This is a genomic window from Jeotgalibacillus campisalis (assembly GCF_000829515.1).
Taxonomy (GTDB): domain Bacteria; phylum Bacillota; class Bacilli; order Bacillales; family Jeotgalibacillaceae; genus Jeotgalibacillus; species Jeotgalibacillus campisalis.
In genome coordinates, this window is sequence record NZ_JXRR01000017.1 from 111,763 (window position 1) to 132,220 (window position 20,458).

Sequence of the window (20,458 nt, forward strand, 5' to 3'; positions counted from 1 at the left end):
CCCCAGTCTTATTTTCTCATGGTCTGAGTTTTTTTAAAAGCAATGGCAAGTAATAAAAGCAGGATCGATGACAAGACAATGGTTCCGCCTGGAGCCAGGTCAAGATAAAAAGCACTGAACAGTCCGCTTATAACAGCTATTTCACCAAAAGCAATCGAAAAGAATATGGTTTGTTTAAAGCCTCTCGCTATTCTCATCGCGGCAGCTACTGGAAGAGTCATTAGAGATGATACTAGTAGAATCCCTACAATTCTCATTGAAGCTGCAATAACCAGCGCCACCATAATCATAAAAACGAGATGAAGGAAACGGGTAGATAATCCCGAGGCCTTGCCGAATTCTTCATCAAACGATAACAAAAATAATTCTTTATATAATAAAATGACAACGGAAATAACCGTTACAGCAATTGCGAGAATAAGCCACAGATCACTTCTGCTGACTGCACTCACGCTGCCGAATAAATAACTGAATAAATCTGTATTAAAACCATCAGCAAGCGAAATAAATATTACGCCAATACCGATCCCTCCCGAAAGAATGATCGGAATGGCTAACTCCTGATAGTGCTTGTAAACCGTTCTGAGCCTCTCAATAAACAATGAACCCATTACCGAAAACCCCATGCCCAGCCATAGCGGATTAAGTCCATTGAAAACAACAAAGGTTTTGCTTAAAAATAAACTTGCTGCTATTCCGGACAAAGTGACATGACTCAGAGCATCTGCAATAAGGGATAATCTTCTTACCACAATAAATGCTCCAAGCAAAGGAGCAATAACGCCAATAATCAAACCAGTTAAAAATGCATTTTGTAAGAACTGATAGTCTATTATCGCCTGTATCATCGTGTCGGCGCCTCATGAGAATGCTCGTGATCATGATGCAGCCGCTGTACGTCATGTCCGTAAAACTGAGAAAGTTCGCTGTCTTTCACTTGTTCAAAATCTTCCGTGCTTCCGTGAAAATGCATCGTATTATTTAAGCAAGCTACATGCGTTACTTTATTCGTAATGGTTCCGATATCATGTGTTACGAGCATTAATGTAAGTGAAAGCTCTTTATTGAGACGCTCGAGCATGTCATAAAATGTTTGAACATTTTTAGAATCCACACCAACAGTTGGTTCATCGAGTATCAATACATCCGGTTCACTTACGATGGCACGTGCAATAAAAACCCGTTGCTGCTGTCCTCCGGATAATTCCCCAATATTGCGGTCCTGAAAATCCTCCATACTGACAGCGCGAATGGCTTTCTCAATCTGAGGCCTTCTTTTATTGCCGATCATTCGAAACAAGCCCGCTTTTTTTGTTAACCCGCTGGCTACAATTTCATACACAGTAGCCGGAAAACCCGAGTTAAAAGCATTTGCTTTTTGTGACACATAGCCAATTCTTTCCCAATCACGGAATTTTGACTGCTGCTGTCCAAATAACAAAACAGAACCTTTTCGCGGTTTTTGCAAGCCTAAAATGATTTTTAACATTGTTGATTTTCCTGAACCGTTGGGTCCCACTATCCCCAAAAATGCTCCTCTGGGAACAGCCAGATTTATATTTGTCAGGACAAGATCACGATCATAGCGATAGTGAATATTTTTTAATTCAATTACGTTGGATGACTCCATAGTAACATCCCTTTCGAACAAGAATCGTTCCGATTTACAAATACTGAGTATACACAAAAACAAATGCTTTGTAAATGTTTTCGTTTCATTCTCACCTAATAGCCCTGTTTTGCATACAGTGTCGTAGGAGGCGATTATATGAAGTGGCTTCAAACATTTGTGAACACAAAATTGCATCAGCTGTCGGCTGAAGAGCTAAGAAGGTATGCTGCCCCTTTTGACTTAAAACTTACTAATAGAGAAAGTGAAATTTTGGCTCGGCTTTTAAAACAGGACAAAATTGATTTCTTTAATGAAAAAGAAAGAGCATTGTTATTTAAACGGGTAGAAGGAGTTATTGGGACTGCTCGTGCGCGAAAATTAGAAACTATCGTCCAGACTTTTCTACAAGAAAATAAGCTGTGAGTCTCAGCTCACAGCTTATTTTTATTGAGTAAAGATTTCTTCGAGTACTTTTGCATTAAAGGTTTTTTCTTTTAACATACTGATTTCGAACTTATAAGGCGGCTTTTTATCTTTTTTATCTTCTCCCACATAAGGAGTTTCCAGTATTTTAGGGATTTCTTTAAATGCTTCATGATGAACAATATAGGATAGTGCTTCAAACCCTATATGGCCAAAGCCAATGTTTTCATGTCGGTCTTTTGCAGCCCCTCTGACATTTTTGCTGTCATTTACATGAACGACTTTGATTCGATTGATTCCCACCATCTTATCAAACTCATTAAGAACTCCATCAAAATCATTTACTAAGTCGTACCCTGCATCATGCGTGTGGCAGGTATCAAAGCAAACGGAAATTTTTTCATTGTGGGTTACTCCATCGATGATTCGTGCGATTTCTTCAAAACTTTTGCCGCACTCAGAACCTTTACCGGCCATGGTTTCCAACGCAATCTGAACTTCCTGATCTTTCGTAATCACTTCATTTAACCCTTCAATGATCCTTGCAATTCCCGCATCTTCACCTGCCCCAACATGCGCACCGGGGTGAAGGACAATTTGTTTAGATCCAAGAGCAGCTGTACGTTCCGTTTCAGAGCGAAGAAAATTGATGCCAAGCTCAAACGTCTCAGGTTTTGTTGTATTGCCGATATTAATAATGTAGGGGGCATGAACCACAATATCACTGATTCCATTTTCCTTCATATGCTTTGCCCCTGCTTCAATATTTAAATCTTCTATTGCTTTTCTGCGCGTATTTTGAGGTGCGCCTGTATAAATCATAAACGTTGAAGAGCCATAAGATGCCGCTTCTTCACTTGCCGCAAGCAGCATCTTTTTACCGCCCATTGATACATGAGAACCGATTTTCAATCTAATGATCTCCTTTCATAACTGTGATGATTAATCATTGTTGCGTCGATTTATGCGTCGTTCTCTCTTCTTGATTTTATCCATTTTAAATTGCATTTTCTTTTTATATCCTGGTTTTACTTTTTTCGGTTTGTGCACGAGTGATTTGGCTTTGGCATCCGTTTCGTTTTCTGATTTTTTACGGTTCGTCCGTTTATGACGCTCTGTTAAGTCAACCCACTCACCATTGCGCACTTCCTGATGCTTGAAGCTGATTCCTTTTTTCTCAATTTGGCTCAACGCATCTTCGTCACTTGGTTCGTACAGTGTGACCGCTGTGCCGGAATGACCAGCGCGGGCAGTTCTCCCAACTCGGTGTGTAAAGAAATCGAGGTCAGTAGGCAGTTCAAAATTAATTACATGGCTGACACCGGGTATATCAATTCCTCTTGCTGCAAGATCAGTTGCAACAATATATTGATACTCAAGGTCACGAATCTGTTTCATCATTCTAGAACGTTCCCGGGCAGGCAGTCCGCCGTGAACTCTCCCTACTTTCATTCCTTTCGTCAGCAGCGCATCCGCCACTTCATCCGCTTTTGCTTTTGTATTGGTGAAGACAATCGCCAAATATGGATTAAACGAATTTAAAACATCATGCAATACTTCAATTTTACTACGGCTTTTTTTAGGAACTAAGATAAAATCAATATTTTGTGCGAGAACCTGTTTAGGTTCGATATGAGCATATTGAGGATTTTCCATATACTTTTTCAAAAATGGCTTTAGTTTTTCTGGAATCGTCGCAGAAAAAACAAGTATTTGAAGATTCTCCGGCATTCTGCTTGCAATTTGATCCACGTCTTCAATAAATCCCATTTCAAGCATGAGATCTGCTTCATCGATAACAATTGACCTGGCTGTATGAACAAATAATGCTTGTTCTTTTACAAGATCATTAATTCTGCCGGGTGTACCGACAACTACTTGAGGCTGGAATTTAAGTTTGTCAATTGCACGCTGCTTGTCCGTTCCTCCAACAAAACACTTGCTAGTAATAGACTGATTAAACCGATCTGTGATTTTTACCACTTCATGATGGATTTGCTTAGCCAACTCGCGTGTTGGTGCGGTTATGACAAATTGAACTTCATTTCTTTCCTGGTCAAGTCCATCTAAAAGCGGCAGCAGATAGGCATGTGTTTTTCCGGTTCCAGTCTGGGATTGCCCAATTGCACTTTGACCCTTTTTAATCATAGGGATCATTTTTTCTTGTATAGGTGTCGGTTCATGGAAACCTAAAGCGTTAATTGCTTCATCTATAAAAGGTTTAAATTCGTATCTTTTAAATGCTTGAGACATACGTCGATCACTCCTTTTTCATTATCCTCGATCAAATGAATCTTGGATGTGTCCAAAACTCTATTATAGTCAAGTTTATCACAAAACACCAGAAACGATTTTTAGGACTTAGATTAGAAGGACTACCCTTCCTCTTTTATTAAAATTGCATATACTGAATTAGGCATCAATGTAAAGCGAGGCGAAAAAAATGAATCGGAGACAAAACATTTCAAATACAGGGTTTCAACTGCCCGCTGGATTGCGGTCTCAGCATCAGTCATTCAATCAATTTTCTCAACGACAATCAATGGGTCCTTTTAGAGGCGTGTCACCTTTTTCTCAACGTCAGCAGCCAGCGCAGAAAAAAGGATTGTTTTCAGCTTTTGGCCGTCAGAAACAGCAGGGACAGGGTGGATTGAGAAATCTCTTTCAAGGAGCAGGGAACTCTTCATCAAATCAACTAACCCCTTTTTTTTCAAGTGCAAGTGAACCTGCCTCTGCTTCAAGAGGAATTGCTTCTCTGCTTTCCGGCGGGGGAAACTCAGGCTCTGGTGTAGCAAGTGCTCTCTCAATGGAAAGTATTCAAAGATGGGTTGGCAGTACGCAGCAAATGATACAAACAGCTCAGCAGGCTCTGCCTATGATACAGCAATACGGACCTCTGGTGAGAAATTTTCCTGCAATGTGGAAGCTCTACCGCAGCCTGGGTAGTGAAGAGAAAGATAGCGGTGAAGATTCTTCGATTGATGAGAAAGATGACCTGGCAGCAATTGAAAAAGGCAGTGATTTAGCTCAAAATACAGCGGTAGAGAAACCAAAGCCTGTAAAACCTAAGACCTCTGTACCCAGGCTCTATGTTTGAGTTTGACTAATAATATTTGTTCGCAGTGGTTAACTCCTTTATAATGATCATATACAGATCGTTCAAGTAGGAGGATTTTAATGAATACAATTAAAATAACACCAAGAGGCTATTGTTACGGTGTAGTGGATGCCATGGTTATCGCGCGAAATGCGGCAATGGACAAATCGCTGCCAAGACCGATTTATATACTAGGCATGATTGTACACAATAAACATGTAACAGATGCATTCGAAGAAGAAGGAATCATCACACTAGACGGCGAGAATAGAAAAGATATTTTAGAACAAGTAGAGGAAGGAACCGTTATCTTTACTGCACACGGTGTTTCTCCTGAAGTTAGAGAAATTGCTAAGCAGAAAGGGTTAACTTCCATTGATGCAACATGTCCTGATGTCACCCGCACACATGACCTGATCAGAGAAAAAGAGGCTCAAGGCTACGATGTCGTTTATATAGGGAAAAAAGGACATCCCGAACCTGAAGGGGCTGTCGGAGTTGCACCTTCAATTGTACACTTAATTGAAAAGCCATCTGATGTTGAATCTCTTGTCATTTCTAACGATAAAATTATCGTGACGAATCAGACGACGATGAGCCAGTGGGATGTACTTGAAGTAATTGAAAAAGTAAAAGAAAAATATCCTCAGACTGAAGAACATAAGGAAATCTGCCTGGCTACTCAGGTAAGACAAGAAGCTGTAGCTGAGCAGGCAGGAGCTGCAGATGTCCTGATTGTCGTTGGTGACCCTATGAGCAATAACTCTAATCGTCTGGCCCAGGTCTCACAAGACATTGCTGGGACACCTGCCTACCGCGTAGCCGATGTATCAGAAATAAAATCGGAATGGCTGACAGGCGCACAAACAGTTGCGGTTACTGCTGGCGCCTCTACACCTACTCCGATCGTTAAAGAAGTAATGAACTATGTGAATCAATTTGATTCAGAAGACAAAACAACCTGGCTGAATGAAAAGAAAGTTCCGCTTTCAAAAATACTGCCAAGAATAAAAACTCCTACAAAGCCGATAACTATCATGCCTTATCCGGCAAAAACCATGAATGCAGATAAATAAATCCCTATCAATATGGCTGGCAGCCGGACTTTATATCCGCTCTGCCAGCCTATTTTTGACGTAATGAATATCCTCAATCAGCTAAAAACATTCATTTCGCTTCAGTCAAACTGATTACTCCTTTTTCACAACGAATTATTTAAATGAAAAAGGATCTGTATTTAGAGACGATGCGATAAATTCCACTTCAAATCCTTTTTCCGCACATCTATTCCTCATTTCATCCGCGGTTCCATTTTTCATCACTTTTTCTATATTATGACCAGGATCCACGATAGACAGTCCCATTGAAGCAGCATCGTGAGCAATATGATAATCCACATCTCCAGTAACAAAAACATCAGCACCGCTGAACTTTGCAGCTTTCATGTATTTATTTCCCGTTCCGCCAAGAACTGCCACCTTTTGAATTGGAGCAGAAAGATCCCCTACAAACCTTAAAGAAGGCACGTCGAATTGTGTTTTAACAAAATCTATGAATTCATCAAGAGTCATTTTGTTTTCTAAAATGCCTACCCTGCCAAGTCCCATCATATTTCCTTTTCTTGATTCCACAAACAAATCATAAGCCGCTTCTTCGTAAGGATGCGCTTTTAGCATAGCGTTAATGACGTTTTTCTCAGTTGAATCCCAAATGATTGTTTCTATTTTTACTTCCTTCACTTCTTCCAGTTCATTTACTTCACCAATGTAAGGATCAGCTCCATCAACTGGCATAAAGCGTCCAGTGCCACGGCTAGTGAAACTGCAATGCGAGTACTCTCCTACTTGTCCGCCTCCAGCCTCTGCCATTGCAATTCGGACTTTTTCTGCGTGGCTTTCAGGTACAAATACAACTAATTTTTTCAAACGATCCTCTTTAGTTGGTACAAGAACTTTTGTGTTTGACAGCTTTAGTTGCTTAGCAAGCCAGTCATTTACTCCCCCGTCCGCTACATCCAGGTTTGTATGCGCAACATAAACTGCGATATCATGTTGAATAAGTTTTGCGATCAGTCGACCCTCCGGAACATCTGTCTGGATCGTTTTAAGGGGCCGGTAAATGATTGGATGATGTGCAATAATCAGTTTCACACCTTCTCTAATTGCCTCATCAACTACATCTTCAAGCACATCGAGCGCGACCAATACTTTTTCTACCTTCTGATTCAGTCTGCCGATTTGCAAACCTACCGGATCGTTGTCCATCGCAAGATTTTTAGGTGAAAACTGTTCGAAAACTTCAATTATTTCATACCCGTTTACTTTTTTCTTCATCCTAAAACCTCCTCTACGATTTTTATTTTCATTTTTAATTCCTCTTTTTTCGTTTCGATCATGGGGGATGGTTCTGCTTGATCAAGCTGATTTAAGATCCTCTCCCACTGTTTGTATTCCTCCTGCCACTTTTGGCGAAACACTGCAGAATTACCTTTCATTAAAAATGGGCCGAGCAATCGTTCTGTATATGAGAGCTGAATATTATTATTTGTCGGTTCTGCTACAAGAATCTCGTATATTTTCCCATCTTCCTCCAAAATATCTTCAGCTGACAGTTTCCAATAATTGTTTGTCAGCCAGTCTCTTAATGAAATGGCACTTATATTAGGCTGAAGAATTAATCGTTTTACACCGGGTAATAGACTCTTCCCGTCCTCTAAAATTTGGGAGATTAACGGACCGCCCATACCGGCAATCGTAATTACATCAACTTCATCCTTTTTTAAAACTGCCAGTCCGCTTCCTTTTCTAACGTCAATCCAGTGCTGTAAACCATCTTGAGCAACTTGTTTTATCGCCGATTGATAGGGGCCTTCAACAACTTCACCTGCAATCGCTGAAGCTGCTACCTTTTTTCGAACTAAATAACATGGCAGGTACGCATGATCTGAGCCTATATCAGCTACAACAGATCCGGCAGGCACGAAGGATGCTACTGCAGCTAATCGTTTAGATAATTGATCGCTGTTCATTTTTCCACCTCTAGATTAAATGATAAAGGGGCGCACCACGTTTAATGGCCGCCCCTTTTTATTGAATAAACTAAATCAAATCAGATCGTGCGAGTCAAAAAAAGGATTATGCTCCTTCTTCTGTACCTTCCTCGCCGCCTTCTTCAGATTCTTCTTCAGAACCTTCTTCTTCAGATCCCTCTTCTTCAGAGCCGCCTTCTTCAGAGCCGCCTTCTTCGAGACCGATTTGAGCTACCCATTCCGCCATAGCGTCTGCATTAGCGTCGTCTACCTGTCCGCCGGGCATTGCTCCTTTACCATTCAACATAATGTCAGCAATTTCGCTTTCATCAAGACGTTCGCCGACCCCTTCAAGAGCAGGACCAGTTCCGCCTTCATAGTTTTCACCATGACAGCCTATGCAGGTTGACTGGTAGTGAGCCTCAGGATCAAAATCTCCTCCGCCAGCTTCTTCACCGCTGCCTTCTTCTTCGGCTGCTTCTTCAGACTCGTTCAACCCTTGGATAGACATAAAAAACACCACGCCAAATCCAAGAACCATGATCAGTAAAAATGGTATTATAGGATTTTTATTCATACAGTACCCTCCCTTTTAAAAAAATTATGTAGCAATCATTCTTATGAATGCAAGTTGATCACTACATATTTTACTTTACTTTTCGACAATCGGAAAGACCCAATACTCAACTTTTCCCTTTTTGTCGCATTTTAGACACAAAGAAAATGTATTTTTTTTAAAAGGGTTTATTTCCAGTAATTTTACTGACAGCCGATTTCCCGTGAAATAACCATTCTTTGGACTTCAGACGTCCCTTCTCCAATTTCAAGAAGTTTTGCATCCCTTAAGTATCTTTCTACATGATACTCTTTCATATACCCATATCCTCCATGAATTTGTATTGCCTCATCACAAACTTCCATACAGATTTCAGAAGCGTATAGTTTCGCCATAGAAGCTTCCTTGGTAAACTTCTTTCCTTGATCCTTCAGCCACGCTGCTTTATACACCATGGTTCTGGCCAGTTCTATTTTCATTGCCATATCAGCTAATTTAAATTGCGTCACCTGAAAAGAAGAAATGGGCCTGCCGAATTGATGACGTTCTTTTGAGTAACTGAGCGCTCGCTCGTATGCTCCTTGTGCAATCCCTACGGCCATTGCAGCAATTCCGATACGTCCGCCGTCCAACGTGATTAAAAACTGTCTAAACCCCTCTCCACGCTTGCCAAGCAGATTCTCTTGCGGTACTCTAACATCCTCGAGTACAAGCTCAGTGGTATTGGAAGAATGCAGTCCCATCTTTTCATAATTATCAATAACTTTAAATCCTTGTGCATCTGTAGGAACAATGATCGCACTAATTTCTTTCTGCCCGTCATTCATCCCGGTAATGGCAGTCAAGGCAAGATATTTTGCCCAGCTGGCGTTTGTAATATAGCTCTTATTTCCATTGATAATAAAATCTTGTCCTTCTTCTTTAGCGCTTGTTTGCGTTCCCCCAGCATCTGAACCGGCATTCGGCTCGGTTAAACCAAAAGCGCCAAGCGATTCTCCAGAACAAATCTGAGGCATATACGCTTCTTTTTGTTTGTCGGTGCCAAACATATGAATAGGCGCTCCTCCAAGCGAGATATGAGCTGAGTACGTAATCCCTGTTGATCCGCAAACACGGCTTAATTCTTCTGTAACAATCGCAAAACTTGTTGTATCAGCTCCTGCACCTCCGTATTCTTCGGAAAACGGAAGTCCCATCATCCCCAATTCCCCTAATTGCTTTAGTTCATTTTTTGGAAATGCTTTTGTCCGGTCACGATCCAATGCTCCAGGAGCTACTACTTCCTGTGCAAATTCACGTATCGTTCGCTGAATCATTTGCTGTTCTTGTGTGAGTTCAAAATTCATGTTCATCCCCCTTATTTGTATCCGCTTTCATTTCTATTATAAGAGAAAAACGACTCAATCTACAAGTTTATCTCAATCTATCGAAAATATTGATAGAAGCTTATGATTAATGCAAGCAGCCCCAGTACCCCTGCTGCAAGTAAATACCGGATCTTAAACTTCAAGCCCATCAACATCCATGCTGAACATTGAGTGAGGATCAGTAAAAATAAAACATGAAGTTTGTCAGAAAAATAGCTTTCCCACATATGTACACTTTGAAAAAGAATAATAAAAATGGCTGTAACAATTAACAAATGTCTTAAAATATTGGTTGTTTTATTTTTAAATCCATAGATGAGAAGAAAAACGACAAAAATCGATAAAAACGCTGTTTGCAAAATAACAGATAACTCAGTAAAATTGAAAGCAACCAGAGAAAGTATTGATAGACATAGTAATGTGATTGAGAATAAAAGGGAAGACAAATTCTTTTTAGCCAATAAAGAAGGCTGCTTTTTTGTTTTATAAATTTTTTCACTCGTTTCTTCTCCCTGATTGTAAAGGGCGATAAGATAGTCACAGTAGTGTGGAGGAAGCATCTTATTCGTTTTCCAGTAGAGAATCTCAGTTGTAATAATTTCTTTTCTACGCTCTTTCATGAAAACAGCTCCTATTTTAAAATTCATAAAAAAAGCCAATTCCCTTTTTCCAAAGAGAATTGGCAAATAAGCCTATTCCAGAAAGTCTTTTAACCGCTTGCTTCTGCTTGGATGACGAAGTTTTCTAAGCGCTTTTGCTTCAATTTGACGAATCCGTTCCCGGGTCACACCAAATACTTTACCAACTTCTTCTAATGTGCGGGTGCGTCCATCATCGAGTCCGAAGCGCAGTCTCAAGACATTTTCTTCACGATCTGTTAATGTATCCAGAACATCTTCCAATTGTTCTTTAAGAAGTTCATACGCAGCGTGCTCAGAAGGAGACTGAGCTTCTGAATCTTCAATGAAATCTCCAAGATGTGAATCATCCTCTTCACCAATCGGTGTTTCTAACGACACAGGTTCCTGAGCTATTTTCAAAATTTCTCTTACTTTTTCAGGTGTAAGATCCATTTCTTCTGAAATTTCTTCAGGCGATGGTTCACGGCCCAAGTCTTGCAGAAGCTGGCGTTGAACACGAATCAACTTGTTAATTGTTTCCACCATATGAACCGGTATCCGAATCGTTCTGGCCTGGTCAGCAATCGCACGGGTAATCGCTTGTCTGATCCACCATGTAGCATAGGTACTGAATTTAAATCCTTTGCTGTGATCAAACTTTTCAACTGCCTTAATTAAGCCCATATTACCTTCTTGAATAAGGTCAAGGAACAGCATGCCTCGCCCAACATATCTTTTTGCAATACTTACAACAAGTCTTAGGTTTGCTTCTGCCAAGCGTCTTTTGGCCTCATCGTCTCCCTGTTCAATCCGCGTAGCAAGTGAAATTTCTTCCTGAGCGGACAATAAATCCACTCTGCCGATTTCTTTAAGATACATGCGGACGGGGTCATTAATTTTAACACCTGGAGGAACACTTAAATCATTCAGATCGAATTCTTCCTCTTCTTCTTTACCCAATTCAGTAACACTTGGGTCCCCTTCAGTGCCTTCTTTTACCACTTCTACGCCCTGTTCACCCAACTGTTCATAGAACTCATCCATTTGGTCACTGTCAAGTTCAAAACTTGCTAACTTTTCTGCGATATCTTCAAGGGTTATTTCACCATTTTTTTTACCGGCTTCAAGCAGCTGAGCTTTGATTACATCAATTGTAATTACTTCAGTTTCTGATTGTTTGGAACGTGTTGACTTTTCAGCCATTAGTCCCCCTCCTTCCAAGCTTGCACGACTTTATCTTTTCAAAGCTTTCCGCAAATGAATAATTTCCATTCCGATTTCTGCAGCTTTTCTGAAATCATTTTTACGTTCTGCTTCTTTTTCTTCCACTTCTTTTTCCTTTATCTTCAACAACTTTTGGTATTTTAACACTTCCGCCACATAATCATTCAGTTCATCGCTCCCCACTTCAGGGTTAATGTCCATCATGTTAATCTCCGTTGCAACTGCTCGAAGATGGCGATCGGGGAGCTTGTGAACGAATGCTCCCGCATCAGAATGGTGACCTTCTTCGTAATAGGCAAGCAAATAAATAAAAATGGCCTGATGCTCGTCTTTATTCATCACTTTCCCGCTTAAAAGATTCTGCACTGTATAGGCTGTGTCTTCATTGGCCATCATATGTGCTATAAGATGTCTTTCTGCTGTGAGATAAGCCGGCAGCAAAGTTGATTTACGCTGAAAGACACCCTGTGCTTTAGGCGGCTGTATCTCTTTCGCTGCCTGAGGCTGCTCAGTTGGCATTAGACTGCCCAGCTGATTAGAGAGACCTTCTACCGATAAATTAAACTCATCTGACAGCTGCTTAATATAAAATTCCTTATCTATAGCTCCTTTTAAAGAAGCTATTTCCTTTAAAATGGATTTTATATAGGACAGGCGTCCATCTTCTGTAGATAAATTATTTTTGGAGCGGTAATAATGCATTTTAAAGGCCATTTCCGATACACTCGAATCTATGATCTCCTGTTTAAATGCTTGTCCGCCTTTTTTTTGGATATAGTCATCCGGATCTAAGCCGTTTGGCAGCAATGCCACTTTTACGTTTAAACCTGATGAGGAAATTTCTTTTGCTGCCTTAAACGCTGCTTCGTATCCTGCCTGATCTCCATCATAGCAAAGGATAACCTGGCTGGTCAGCTTTTTGATCAAGCTGATATGCTGCGCTGAAAGGGAGGTTCCCATTGTGGCAATACCATTTGCGGCCCATTCATTTGATGAAATTACATCCGCAAAGCCTTCGAAGAGCACAGCAGATTGCTCTCTCCTAATGGCCCCCCTGGCACGGTGATAATTAAATAATATCCTGTTTTTTTGAAACAGCGGTGTTTCTGGAGAATTTAAATACTTGGGCTCATCTTTTTCAGCATCAATAATTCTTCCTGAAAATGCTACAATCTGACCCCTGTCATTTTCTACCGGGAACATAATACGTTCTCGAAAACGATCAAAATAAGAGCCGTTATCCCGTTTAATGATTAGTCCTGCCTGCTCCATAGAAGAAAGATCAAACCCTCTCTTTTTAAGCAGTTCAGACGTAAAATCCCAGCTTGGCAAAGCCCAGCCTATACGAAATTGTTTAAGCTGATCTTCAGTGAAACCTCTCTGAAGCATGTATTCTAATGCATGCTGACCTTCTTTGGTATTCATTAAGAGGTGATGATAAAATTTAGCAAGCAGCTCGTGTGCTTCTAATTGGTCTTTGTGAAGCTGTTTTGAATTTTGAACTGAATCATCTGCCGGTTCATCTTCAGGTACACTAATTTCCATTCCGATTTTCGAACCGGCTATGGCCACTGCCTCTTTGAAGGAAACACCATCATGGTCCATTAAAAAACTGTAGACGTTGCCTCCTGCACCACAACCAAAACAGTGAAAAATCTGTTTTTCGGGAGAAACAGAAAAGGATGGCGAGTTTTCCCCATGAAATGGGCATAACCCAAAATAGTTGCGCCCTTGTTTTTTAAGCTGGACATAGTCGCTGATAATGTCGACGATATCCGTTTTTTTTCGTATTTCCTCGACCATTTCATCTGGAATTCTCTCAGACACAAAAAACACCACCATTTAGTCTAGTGTGATAATAGTTTATTCGCCACTAATCATTCATTTCCTGCAAGATGCGCTAAATATTTTATGAGGCGGTCAGAAAATTGTTTTAAATCATCTTTTGACAGTTTTTTGGGACCGCCCCCATAGCGCCCTTTTTTGCGTTCCATCTGATGTAAATAGCGAAATGATAAACTTGTATCAATTGTGTCTTCTTGATATTGCTTTCCCCTGGTTGACAGGGCATAAACTCCCTTGGGAAGAACTAAAGAAGCCAATCCAATGTCTTGTGTTATAACCATATCCCCTGATTTAACATGATTTAGAATATACATATCCACAGCTTCTTTTCCTTCATCAATAAAGGTCCATACCTTTTGATCGGCATCGGCGCTAAAGTGCTTTAAAGATGCAATAAAAAGATAGCTTACATCATAAGCAAGTGCTTGTTCTTCAATAATCTTTTTTAAATCCTTTGGACAGGCATCAGCGTCAATAAAAATCATATTATCATCTCTTTGAGTCTCCATGAACAAGGTATTCTACAAAAAAGATAGAACTCCTTTTATTCAGAAAAATAATTACTGAAAAATATTTTTATCACAATTTTTTATTATAGTATATCAGCCTTAATTTCGCCATCATTTTATTTTGTATCTCATGTATGTCCTTACTTTTACATGTATTTTTTCTTACCCACATTAAATAATAAACAGAGACTCTGCGACAAATCGGCAGCACCGGTTATTTTTATTAAAAAGACCTTTCCCTTTTTAGAAGGCAGACATTCACACAATTCTGCTGCAAAATAAAGAATGGTCTCATGAATGTGGAATTATTCATGAGGCCATTCTAGTTTGCAGTTTAATGGATTTAGTACCCGCTTATTTATTCAAAATGTCATTTAAAATGATGTTAGCTGTTTCTTCCACTGCCTTGTTTGTTACATCAATCACAGGACAGTTTATTTTTTTTACGATTGATTCGAAATGTTCCATTTCTTCTTGTATTCTCTCCATTTTTGCATAGGTCGCATCATCGTTTAAACCTAATGCGATAAGCCTTTCTTTTCGAATGTAGTTAAGCTTCTCCGGACGGATCTTCAAACCGTAGCATTTAGAAGGATTTACTTTAAAAAGCTCTGCAGGCGGTTCAATCTCCGGCACCAATGGGACATTAGCCACTTTCAGCCTTTTATGGGCAAGATATTGAGACAATGGAGTCTTCGATGTTCTTGACACTCCCACAAGTACAATATCTGCTTTAAGTATGCCTCTGGGGTCACGCCCATCATCGTACTTGACGGCAAATTCAATGGCTTCAATTTTTTTAAAATAGTCTTCATCGAGCTCATGAACCATTCCTGGCTCATTAATTGGAAGCTCATCACTTGCTGATTGAAGAGAGGCTATAATCGGTCCTACTACATCATGAGCGGTGATATTAAAACGCTTAATCTGCTCCTGAATATATGTTCGAATTTCGGGTCTTACCAATGTATAGACAATTATACCTTCATCCTCTTTTGCAAGTGCGATGACTTCATCTACGTTTGCTGCTTCTTCCACATAAGGAAACCGTTTAATGATGATTGATTTTCGTGATTGTCTGAACTGACTTACACAGGCTTTAGCGACAAGTTCGGCAGTTTCTCCTACGGAATCAGAAACCACATACACATTAATTTCGTTCATTTTTACACCACCCATAGACTACGACTCATCCTTTGACAAGCTGACAAAGGCTTTTGTGATATTCGTTTTCGTTATACGGCCAAAGACTTCATACCCCTGTTCTGTTTTCCTTACAACAGGCAGAGAGTCAATTTGTTTATCTATCAATTTAGTTGCAACGCTAACCAAAAGATCATCTTTTTCACAATATGTTACATTCGGCATCCTTGTCATAATAACATTCACTGGCAGGTTGGTTAAATCCTGCTGGCCGATGCTTGCACGCAGCAGATCTTTCCGTGACAGAACACCCGCAAGAAGTGCGTTTTGATCAACAACAAATAAAGTCCCGACATCTTCTAAAAACATATGGCAAATGGCGTCATAAACCGATACGTTGTCATTCACGACCACAGGAAGAGATTGATAATCTTTAACATACAATTTCTTTAAATTCTCGGTCAAAAGCTGGGATCCTGATTTGCCTGTATAAAAATAGCCTACTCTCGGCCTTGCATCAAGAAAGCCCGCCATCGTTAGAATGGCTAAATCAGGCCGCAGCGTTGCTCTTGTTAAATGCAGTCTTTCTGCAATCTGTTCACCTGTTATCGGCCCATTTCCTTTAACAATTTGCAGAATTTCTGTCTGTCTTTTATTAAGTTCTATCGTGGTCACCACCTTAAAGCAGTTTATTGCGTTATACTTATTCTTAATATTATATACTATAAATGAATTTTTTTCGATCATTGCATCATAATATAATGAATGAATGCTTTTCTTACTTTAAAACGGATAAAGATGAAGTGCAACCGATTCGCTTTGATTGCATAATATATTGTGAATCTTTATTAATCATGGTAGAATAAGCGTACATACCATTCATAGTAGCGCGATGAAGGATCAATAAGTACTTGCGGAAAGAAGAAGCGACCAGGGGTGGTGAGAGCCTGGAATGCAAGGAAAACGGCACCCCTGAGCAATGCACTGACGAAGGTGAATGCACATCGCATTAACTAGGGTGGAACCGCGGACGTTAGCTCCGTCCCTGGGCTATATATTAGCCTGGGGACGGTTTTTTTATGTGAACTTTCGCTTAAAAAGAAAGAACGTACATTATTAGTAAGAAGTTATTAAGGAGAAAAGGAGTGCTGTTGAATGTCTTCAATGGACGAAATTGTACAATTAGCTAAACATCGGGGGTTTGTGTTTCCGGGATCCGAAATTTATGGCGGACTTGCAAACACATGGGATTATGGTCCACTTGGAGTTGAGCTCAAGAACAATATAAAAAAAGCATGGTGGAAAAAATTTATCCAGGAGTCGCCTTATAATGTTGGATTAGATGCAGCAATCCTGATGAACCCTAAAACCTGGGAAGCTTCCGGCCACATTGGAAACTTTAATGATCCGATGATCGATTGCAAAAGCTGTAAAGCCAGACACCGTGCCGATAAATTGATTGAAGAAGCAATTGAAGCTAAAGGAGAGGAATTAATCGTTGATGGCCTCCCCTTTTCGAGAATGCAGGAATTAATCGTCGAGCATGATATTGCCTGTCCTACTTGCGGGAAAAAGGACTTCACGGATATTCGTCAATTTAATCTGATGTTTAAAACTTTTCAGGGTGTTACCGAAGCTTCTACAAATGAAATTTTTCTGCGTCCTGAAACGGCTCAGGGGATTTTTGTAAACTTTAAAAATGTGCAGCGGACCATGAGAAAAAGAGTACCGTTCGGCATTGGTCAGATAGGTAAAAGCTTTCGTAATGAAATTACTCCGGGGAATTTCACTTTCCGTACACGTGAGTTTGAACAGATGGAAATTGAATTCTTCTGCAAACCTGGTGAAGATCTTGAGTGGCATGCGTACTGGCGTGAATTTTGTAAAAACTGGCTATTAAATCTTGGCATGCATGAAGAAAGCATGAGATTGCGTGATCATGATTCAGATGAGCTTTCGCATTACAGCAATGCCACTACCGATATCGAATACCGCTTTCCATTTGGCTGGGGAGAATTATGGGGAATTGCCGATCGAACAGACTTTGACTTAAAGCGCCATATGGAGCATTCTAATGAAGATTTCACGTATTTAGACCAGCAGACAAATGAACGCTATGTTCCTTATTGCATTGAACCTTCACTAGGAGCTGACCGGGTCACACTTGCCTTTTTGTGCGATGCTTATGAGAAAGAGGAGCTTGAAAACAACGAAGAGCGGACAGTCCTTCGCTTTCATCCTGCACTAGCTCCATTTAAAGCTGCTGTATTGCCGCTTTCAAAAAAATTAAGCGCAGATGCTCTTAAAGTACAGCAGGACCTTGCTGAGGATCTTATGGTAGATTTTGATGAATCCCAATCAATCGGCAAGCGTTACCGCCGTCAGGACGAAATTGGAACTCCATATTGCATTACATTTGATTTTGATTCTTTAGAAGACAAACAGGTTACTGTGAGAAACCGGGACACCATGGATCAAATCAGAATGCCTATATCAGAAGTTAAAACATTTTTAACGAATGCTATTAAATTTTAAATAAAAATTAAGAAGCAGTTCATTTGAACTGCTTCTTTTATGTTTGAGTTTTATTTTGCTGTTCCGAATCATCGCCATGTAATACTGTCCTCATGCGATCAAGCTGGTCCAGAAAAGATTTTGACTTTAAAAACACCCCTACATATTCATCATAGTAGGTTCGAATTACGAGCCTCAATTCCTTCTTTGTCTGTTCCTGCAAAGACACAGAACCCAGCCGGTTAAGGTCTAAGTAATAAAACAATTTTAATAAGCGGACGGTTTGAGGAGTAATCTTAAGCGCATAATGATCATTTGACCAACAGCGATGACACAGCAGCCCATTTTCCCTTATTGAAAAAGAAAAATGCCCCTCTGTTTCCCCGCAATGCGCACACCTGTCAAGCACCGGCTGAACGCCATAGACAGGCAGCAGTTTCATTTCAAAGATCAGACAGATCACTTCTTCATCATAACCATCATTAAGATATGATAACGATTGAGCCAAAAGTTCGAATAAAAATGGATTCGACTTACGGTCTTCAACTGCTTTATCCAGCAGCTCAACCATATAGGTAGCATAAGCAGATTTGAATAAATCTTCTTTTATGCCTCTTTGAGAAGCAACTAAATCTCCCTGCTGCAGACTTCCCATGCCGGTTCCTTTACGAAAAAGAAAGTGAGCATAGGTAAAAAGCTGGGATATAGATGATAACCGGCTATTTGCTTTTTTCGCACCTCTGGCCATAACGGCGAATTTTCCAAATTCCCTTGAAAAGATGGTCACGATTTTATCAGATTCACCATAATCACTTGTTCGAACAACAATGCCTTCACATTTTTGGAGCATAGTATCTCCTCCCTGCTGCTGCTATTACCGTTCGATGATTACTTTATATATGGAACTGAGACCCGGATAAGTACTCTGATTCATTCTCAGGAGCGGCTGCAGGAGAATGCTGTTCACTTTCTCCTTCGATTTCTTTAAATAAAAGATAAAGCTCCACATTCCCGGTTTGACTAAAAACTTCCCACGTGAAATCTAACATACGCCTCACACCTTTCATGTTTATCCATGAATGTCAGTACGCTTTTAGTGTGCCACTTATGCTGAAGAATGATGGCTCGAAACTTTTCCCAATCCTGTAGTCAGAATCCAACTTTAATAATCATCTTCCTTAAAACCAAAATCTCTTAAGTTACTCGCCTTGTTTCTCCAGTCTTTTTGAACTTTTACCCATAATTCAAGGTATACTTTAGAACCTAAAAGATTTTCAATATCTTCACGTGCACGCTGGCCTATTTCTTTCAGCATAGCACCCCGTTTACCTATAACGATCCCTTTTTGAGAATCCCGTTCAACGATGATCGTCGCCATAACGTTTATTAGCTCTTTTCCTTCTTCCTTGCTGATTTTTTCAATTGATACAGCGATGGAATGAGGAATTTCTTCACGTGTTAAATGAAGTGCCTTTTCTCGAATTAACTCTGAAATAATAAATCGCTCAGGATGATCCGTAATTTGATCTGCGGGGTAATATTGCGGCCCTTCCGGAAGGTTTTCGAGTATTTGCTCAAGCAGCGTTTCTACATTATTTCCTTCGAGAGCTGAAATGGGCACCACTTCTTGAAATGTCTGGCGGGTGCGGTATTGATCGATCATAGGAAGCAACTTGTCAGGATGGATCGTATCGATTTTATTTAGTACAAGGAAGACAGGTGTTTTCACATCTTTTAACAAGTCCATAATGAACTCGTCGCCCCGGCCAAGCCCTTCATCTACATTAACCATAAACAAAATAAGATCGACCTCACGAAAAGTATTCGTCGCCATTTTTATCATAAAATCCCCAAGTTTATGCTTGGGCTTATGAATTCCTGGTGTATCAATAAAAATCAGCTGGCTGTCATTTGTGGTAAGAACACCTTGTATCTTATTTCTGGTTGTTTGAGGCTTATCACTCATGATGGCAATTTTTTGTCCTATAACGCGATTTAAAAACGTGGATTTCCCGACATTTGGCCGTCCCACGATTGAAATAAACCCAGACTTATGTTTAGTTTGATTCTCCATTTAAATCCTCCGGTAAAAAAGCATCAGGAAGCAATGCAGCCACTGTCAATTCCTGAACATCTCCTTTTAAATTTGTTAAATACACCTTCATATCCTGACTGCATAATTCTGCAATCACTTGTCGGCAAGCTCCACACGGCGGAACCGGTCGTTTAGTATCAGCTACAACTGCAAGCGCTGAAAATTTCCGGTCACCTTCCGCATATGCTTTAAATAGTGCTGTTCTTTCTGCACAATTGCACATGCTATATGCTGCATTTTCAATATTACAGCCATGATGAATTTTTCCGTCCTCTGTAAGTAAAGCTGCTCCGACTTTAAATTTAGAGTAGGGCACGTATGCTTTTTCACGGGCAGATTTTGCTTCATTCATCAATAATTCTATGTTCATTACTCAACTCTCCTTTAAAATAACTACTTCTTTGTATGCATGGATGATTACAATC

At 40.1% G+C, this 20,458-nt stretch carries 22 protein-coding genes; 4 read left to right on the forward strand and 18 right to left on the reverse strand.

Annotation, left to right across the window (positions count from 1 at the left end; genetic code table 11):
• Positions 1-8: 8 nt before the first annotated feature.
• Positions 9-848 (reverse strand): metal ABC transporter permease, encoded by an 840-nt coding sequence (locus KR50_RS12880; RefSeq protein WP_041059368.1) that lies wholly within the window; start codon positions 846-848, stop codon positions 9-11.
• Positions 845-1,630 (reverse strand): metal ABC transporter ATP-binding protein, encoded by a 786-nt coding sequence (locus tag KR50_RS12885; RefSeq protein ID WP_041059371.1) that lies wholly within the window; start codon positions 1,628-1,630, stop codon positions 845-847. Before KR50_RS12885 ends, KR50_RS12880 begins: the two co-directional genes overlap by 4 nt.
• Before the next feature lie 138 nt (positions 1,631-1,768).
• On the opposite strand from KR50_RS12885, the gene KR50_RS12890 reads away from it, so the two are divergent.
• Entirely contained in the window at positions 1,769-2,035 is a 267-nt protein-coding gene (locus KR50_RS12890; protein WP_041059374.1) for a DUF2624 family protein, read from the forward strand.
• A gap of 21 nt (positions 2,036-2,056) precedes the next feature.
• On the opposite strand, the gene KR50_RS12895 is transcribed toward KR50_RS12890, so the two are convergent.
• Together KR50_RS12895 and KR50_RS12900 are read right to left on the reverse strand one after the other, a co-directional pair.
• Entirely contained in the window at positions 2,057-2,947 is an 891-nt protein-coding gene (locus KR50_RS12895) for a deoxyribonuclease IV (RefSeq protein WP_084215593.1), read from the reverse strand.
• A gap of 30 nt (positions 2,948-2,977) precedes the next feature.
• Positions 2,978-4,288, reverse strand: a complete 1,311-nt coding sequence (locus KR50_RS12900) for a DEAD/DEAH box helicase (protein WP_041059376.1) — start codon at positions 4,286-4,288, stop codon at positions 2,978-2,980.
• 190 nt (positions 4,289-4,478) lie between these two features.
• Here KR50_RS12900 and vrrA point away from each other — a divergent pair, with 190 nt between their 5' ends.
• Positions 4,479-5,132, forward strand: a complete 654-nt coding sequence (gene vrrA, locus KR50_RS17995) for a VrrA/YqfQ family protein (protein WP_052477090.1) — start codon at positions 4,479-4,481, stop codon at positions 5,130-5,132.
• A gap of 80 nt (positions 5,133-5,212) precedes the next feature.
• Positions 5,213-6,208 (forward strand): 4-hydroxy-3-methylbut-2-enyl diphosphate reductase, encoded by a 996-nt coding sequence (locus KR50_RS12910; RefSeq protein ID WP_052477092.1) that lies wholly within the window; start codon positions 5,213-5,215, stop codon positions 6,206-6,208.
• A gap of 135 nt (positions 6,209-6,343) precedes the next feature.
• Here KR50_RS12910 and KR50_RS12915 read toward each other — a convergent pair whose 3' ends face one another.
• The 10 genes from KR50_RS12915 to KR50_RS12960 form a co-directional block, all read right to left on the reverse strand.
• The gene (locus tag KR50_RS12915) at positions 6,344-7,465 is read right to left on the reverse strand and encodes a Nif3-like dinuclear metal center hexameric protein (RefSeq protein WP_041059379.1); all 1,122 of its coding nucleotides are present in this window, start codon (positions 7,463-7,465) and stop codon (positions 6,344-6,346) included.
• On the reverse strand, positions 7,462-8,160 hold the full coding sequence (locus tag KR50_RS12920) for a tRNA (adenine(22)-N(1))-methyltransferase (RefSeq protein ID WP_041059390.1): 699 nt from the start codon (positions 8,158-8,160) through the stop codon (positions 7,462-7,464). The genes KR50_RS12915 and KR50_RS12920 overlap by 4 nt, the downstream gene beginning before the upstream one ends.
• A gap of 106 nt (positions 8,161-8,266) precedes the next feature.
• A complete protein-coding gene (cccA, locus tag KR50_RS12925) occupies positions 8,267-8,737 on the reverse strand; it encodes a cytochrome c550 (RefSeq protein WP_084215594.1) in 471 nt (156 codons plus the stop codon).
• A 182-nt stretch (positions 8,738-8,919) separates the two neighbouring features.
• A complete protein-coding gene (locus KR50_RS12930) occupies positions 8,920-10,062 on the reverse strand; it encodes an acyl-CoA dehydrogenase family protein (protein WP_041059393.1) in 1,143 nt (380 codons plus the stop codon).
• A gap of 77 nt (positions 10,063-10,139) precedes the next feature.
• Positions 10,140-10,703, reverse strand: a complete 564-nt coding sequence (locus tag KR50_RS12935; RefSeq protein WP_041059395.1) for a hypothetical protein — start codon at positions 10,701-10,703, stop codon at positions 10,140-10,142.
• A 72-nt stretch (positions 10,704-10,775) separates the two neighbouring features.
• Positions 10,776-11,906, reverse strand: coding sequence for an RNA polymerase sigma factor RpoD (gene rpoD / locus KR50_RS12940; RefSeq protein ID WP_041059397.1), 1,131 nt, complete (start codon positions 11,904-11,906; stop codon positions 10,776-10,778).
• A 30-nt stretch (positions 11,907-11,936) separates the two neighbouring features.
• Positions 11,937-13,754 carry a DNA primase gene (dnaG, locus tag KR50_RS12945; RefSeq protein ID WP_041059399.1) on the reverse strand — a complete coding sequence of 606 codons (1,818 nt, stop codon included), beginning with the start codon at positions 13,752-13,754 and terminating at the stop codon, positions 11,937-11,939.
• Between the two features lie 50 nt (positions 13,755-13,804).
• Positions 13,805-14,257: a YaiI/YqxD family protein gene (locus tag KR50_RS12950; protein ID WP_232304282.1), complete on the reverse strand. Its 453-nt coding sequence runs from the start codon at positions 14,255-14,257 to the stop codon at positions 13,805-13,807.
• A 378-nt stretch (positions 14,258-14,635) separates the two neighbouring features.
• A complete protein-coding gene (locus KR50_RS12955; RefSeq protein WP_041060312.1) occupies positions 14,636-15,445 on the reverse strand; it encodes a pyruvate, water dikinase regulatory protein in 810 nt (269 codons plus the stop codon).
• An 18-nt stretch (positions 15,446-15,463) separates the two neighbouring features.
• On the reverse strand, positions 15,464-16,099 hold the full coding sequence (locus KR50_RS12960; protein ID WP_198134250.1) for a helix-turn-helix transcriptional regulator: 636 nt from the start codon (positions 16,097-16,099) through the stop codon (positions 15,464-15,466).
• Between the two features lie 480 nt (positions 16,100-16,579).
• On the opposite strand from KR50_RS12960, the gene KR50_RS12965 reads away from it, so the two are divergent.
• The gene (locus KR50_RS12965; protein WP_041059401.1) at positions 16,580-17,959 is read left to right on the forward strand and encodes a glycine--tRNA ligase; all 1,380 of its coding nucleotides are present in this window, start codon (positions 16,580-16,582) and stop codon (positions 17,957-17,959) included.
• A 37-nt stretch (positions 17,960-17,996) separates the two neighbouring features.
• Here the strand turns inward: KR50_RS12965 and recO are convergent, their stop codons facing one another.
• The 4 genes from recO to KR50_RS12980 form a co-directional block, all read right to left on the reverse strand.
• Positions 17,997-18,788 (reverse strand): DNA repair protein RecO, encoded by a 792-nt coding sequence (gene recO, locus KR50_RS12970; RefSeq protein ID WP_041059409.1) that lies wholly within the window; start codon positions 18,786-18,788, stop codon positions 17,997-17,999.
• Positions 18,789-18,831: 43 nt separating this feature from the next.
• On the reverse strand, positions 18,832-18,987 hold the full coding sequence (locus KR50_RS18315; RefSeq protein ID WP_084215595.1) for a YqzL family protein: 156 nt from the start codon (positions 18,985-18,987) through the stop codon (positions 18,832-18,834).
• A gap of 113 nt (positions 18,988-19,100) precedes the next feature.
• On the reverse strand, positions 19,101-20,012 hold the full coding sequence (gene era, locus KR50_RS12975; protein WP_041059412.1) for a GTPase Era: 912 nt from the start codon (positions 20,010-20,012) through the stop codon (positions 19,101-19,103).
• The gene (locus KR50_RS12980; RefSeq protein WP_041059415.1) at positions 19,996-20,403 is read right to left on the reverse strand and encodes a cytidine deaminase; all 408 of its coding nucleotides are present in this window, start codon (positions 20,401-20,403) and stop codon (positions 19,996-19,998) included. Before KR50_RS12980 ends, era begins: the two co-directional genes overlap by 17 nt.
• Positions 20,404-20,458: the final 55 nt, after the last annotated feature.

What these genes read in the sequence shown, in the direction of transcription:
- KR50_RS12880 (WP_041059368.1), bottom strand. Translation starts at nt 848, where the DNA reads ATGATACAGGCGATAATAGACTATCAGTTCTTACAAAATGCATTTTTA.
- KR50_RS12910 (WP_052477092.1), top strand. Translation starts at nt 5,213, where the DNA reads ATGAATACAATTAAAATAACACCAAGAGGCTATTGTTACGGTGTAGTG.
- KR50_RS12980 (WP_041059415.1), bottom strand. Translation starts at nt 20,403, where the DNA reads ATGAACATAGAATTATTGATGAATGAAGCAAAATCTGCCCGTGAAAAA.
- recO (WP_041059409.1), bottom strand. Translation starts at nt 18,788, where the DNA reads ATGCTCCAAAAATGTGAAGGCATTGTTGTTCGAACAAGTGATTATGGT.
- KR50_RS12935 (WP_041059395.1), bottom strand. Translation starts at nt 10,703, where the DNA reads ATGAAAGAGCGTAGAAAAGAAATTATTACAACTGAGATTCTCTACTGG.
- KR50_RS12885 (WP_041059371.1), bottom strand. Translation starts at nt 1,630, where the DNA reads ATGGAGTCATCCAACGTAATTGAATTAAAAAATATTCACTATCGCTAT.
- KR50_RS12950 (WP_232304282.1), bottom strand. Translation starts at nt 14,257, where the DNA reads ATGATTTTTATTGACGCTGATGCCTGTCCAAAGGATTTAAAAAAGATT.
- KR50_RS12890 (WP_041059374.1), top strand. Translation starts at nt 1,769, where the DNA reads ATGAAGTGGCTTCAAACATTTGTGAACACAAAATTGCATCAGCTGTCG.
- KR50_RS12920 (WP_041059390.1), bottom strand. Translation starts at nt 8,160, where the DNA reads ATGAACAGCGATCAATTATCTAAACGATTAGCTGCAGTAGCATCCTTC.
- vrrA (WP_052477090.1), top strand. Translation starts at nt 4,479, where the DNA reads ATGAATCGGAGACAAAACATTTCAAATACAGGGTTTCAACTGCCCGCT.
- KR50_RS12930 (WP_041059393.1), bottom strand. Translation starts at nt 10,062, where the DNA reads ATGAATTTTGAACTCACACAAGAACAGCAAATGATTCAGCGAACGATA.
- cccA (WP_084215594.1), bottom strand. Translation starts at nt 8,737, where the DNA reads ATGAATAAAAATCCTATAATACCATTTTTACTGATCATGGTTCTTGGA.
- era (WP_041059412.1), bottom strand. Translation starts at nt 20,012, where the DNA reads ATGGAGAATCAAACTAAACATAAGTCTGGGTTTATTTCAATCGTGGGA.
- KR50_RS18315 (WP_084215595.1), bottom strand. Translation starts at nt 18,987, where the DNA reads ATGTTAGATTTCACGTGGGAAGTTTTTAGTCAAACCGGGAATGTGGAG.
- KR50_RS12955 (WP_041060312.1), bottom strand. Translation starts at nt 15,445, where the DNA reads ATGAACGAAATTAATGTGTATGTGGTTTCTGATTCCGTAGGAGAAACT.
- KR50_RS12965 (WP_041059401.1), top strand. Translation starts at nt 16,580, where the DNA reads ATGTCTTCAATGGACGAAATTGTACAATTAGCTAAACATCGGGGGTTT.
- rpoD (WP_041059397.1), bottom strand. Translation starts at nt 11,906, where the DNA reads ATGGCTGAAAAGTCAACACGTTCCAAACAATCAGAAACTGAAGTAATT.
- KR50_RS12915 (WP_041059379.1), bottom strand. Translation starts at nt 7,465, where the DNA reads ATGAAGAAAAAAGTAAACGGGTATGAAATAATTGAAGTTTTCGAACAG.
- KR50_RS12900 (WP_041059376.1), bottom strand. Translation starts at nt 4,288, where the DNA reads ATGTCTCAAGCATTTAAAAGATACGAATTTAAACCTTTTATAGATGAA.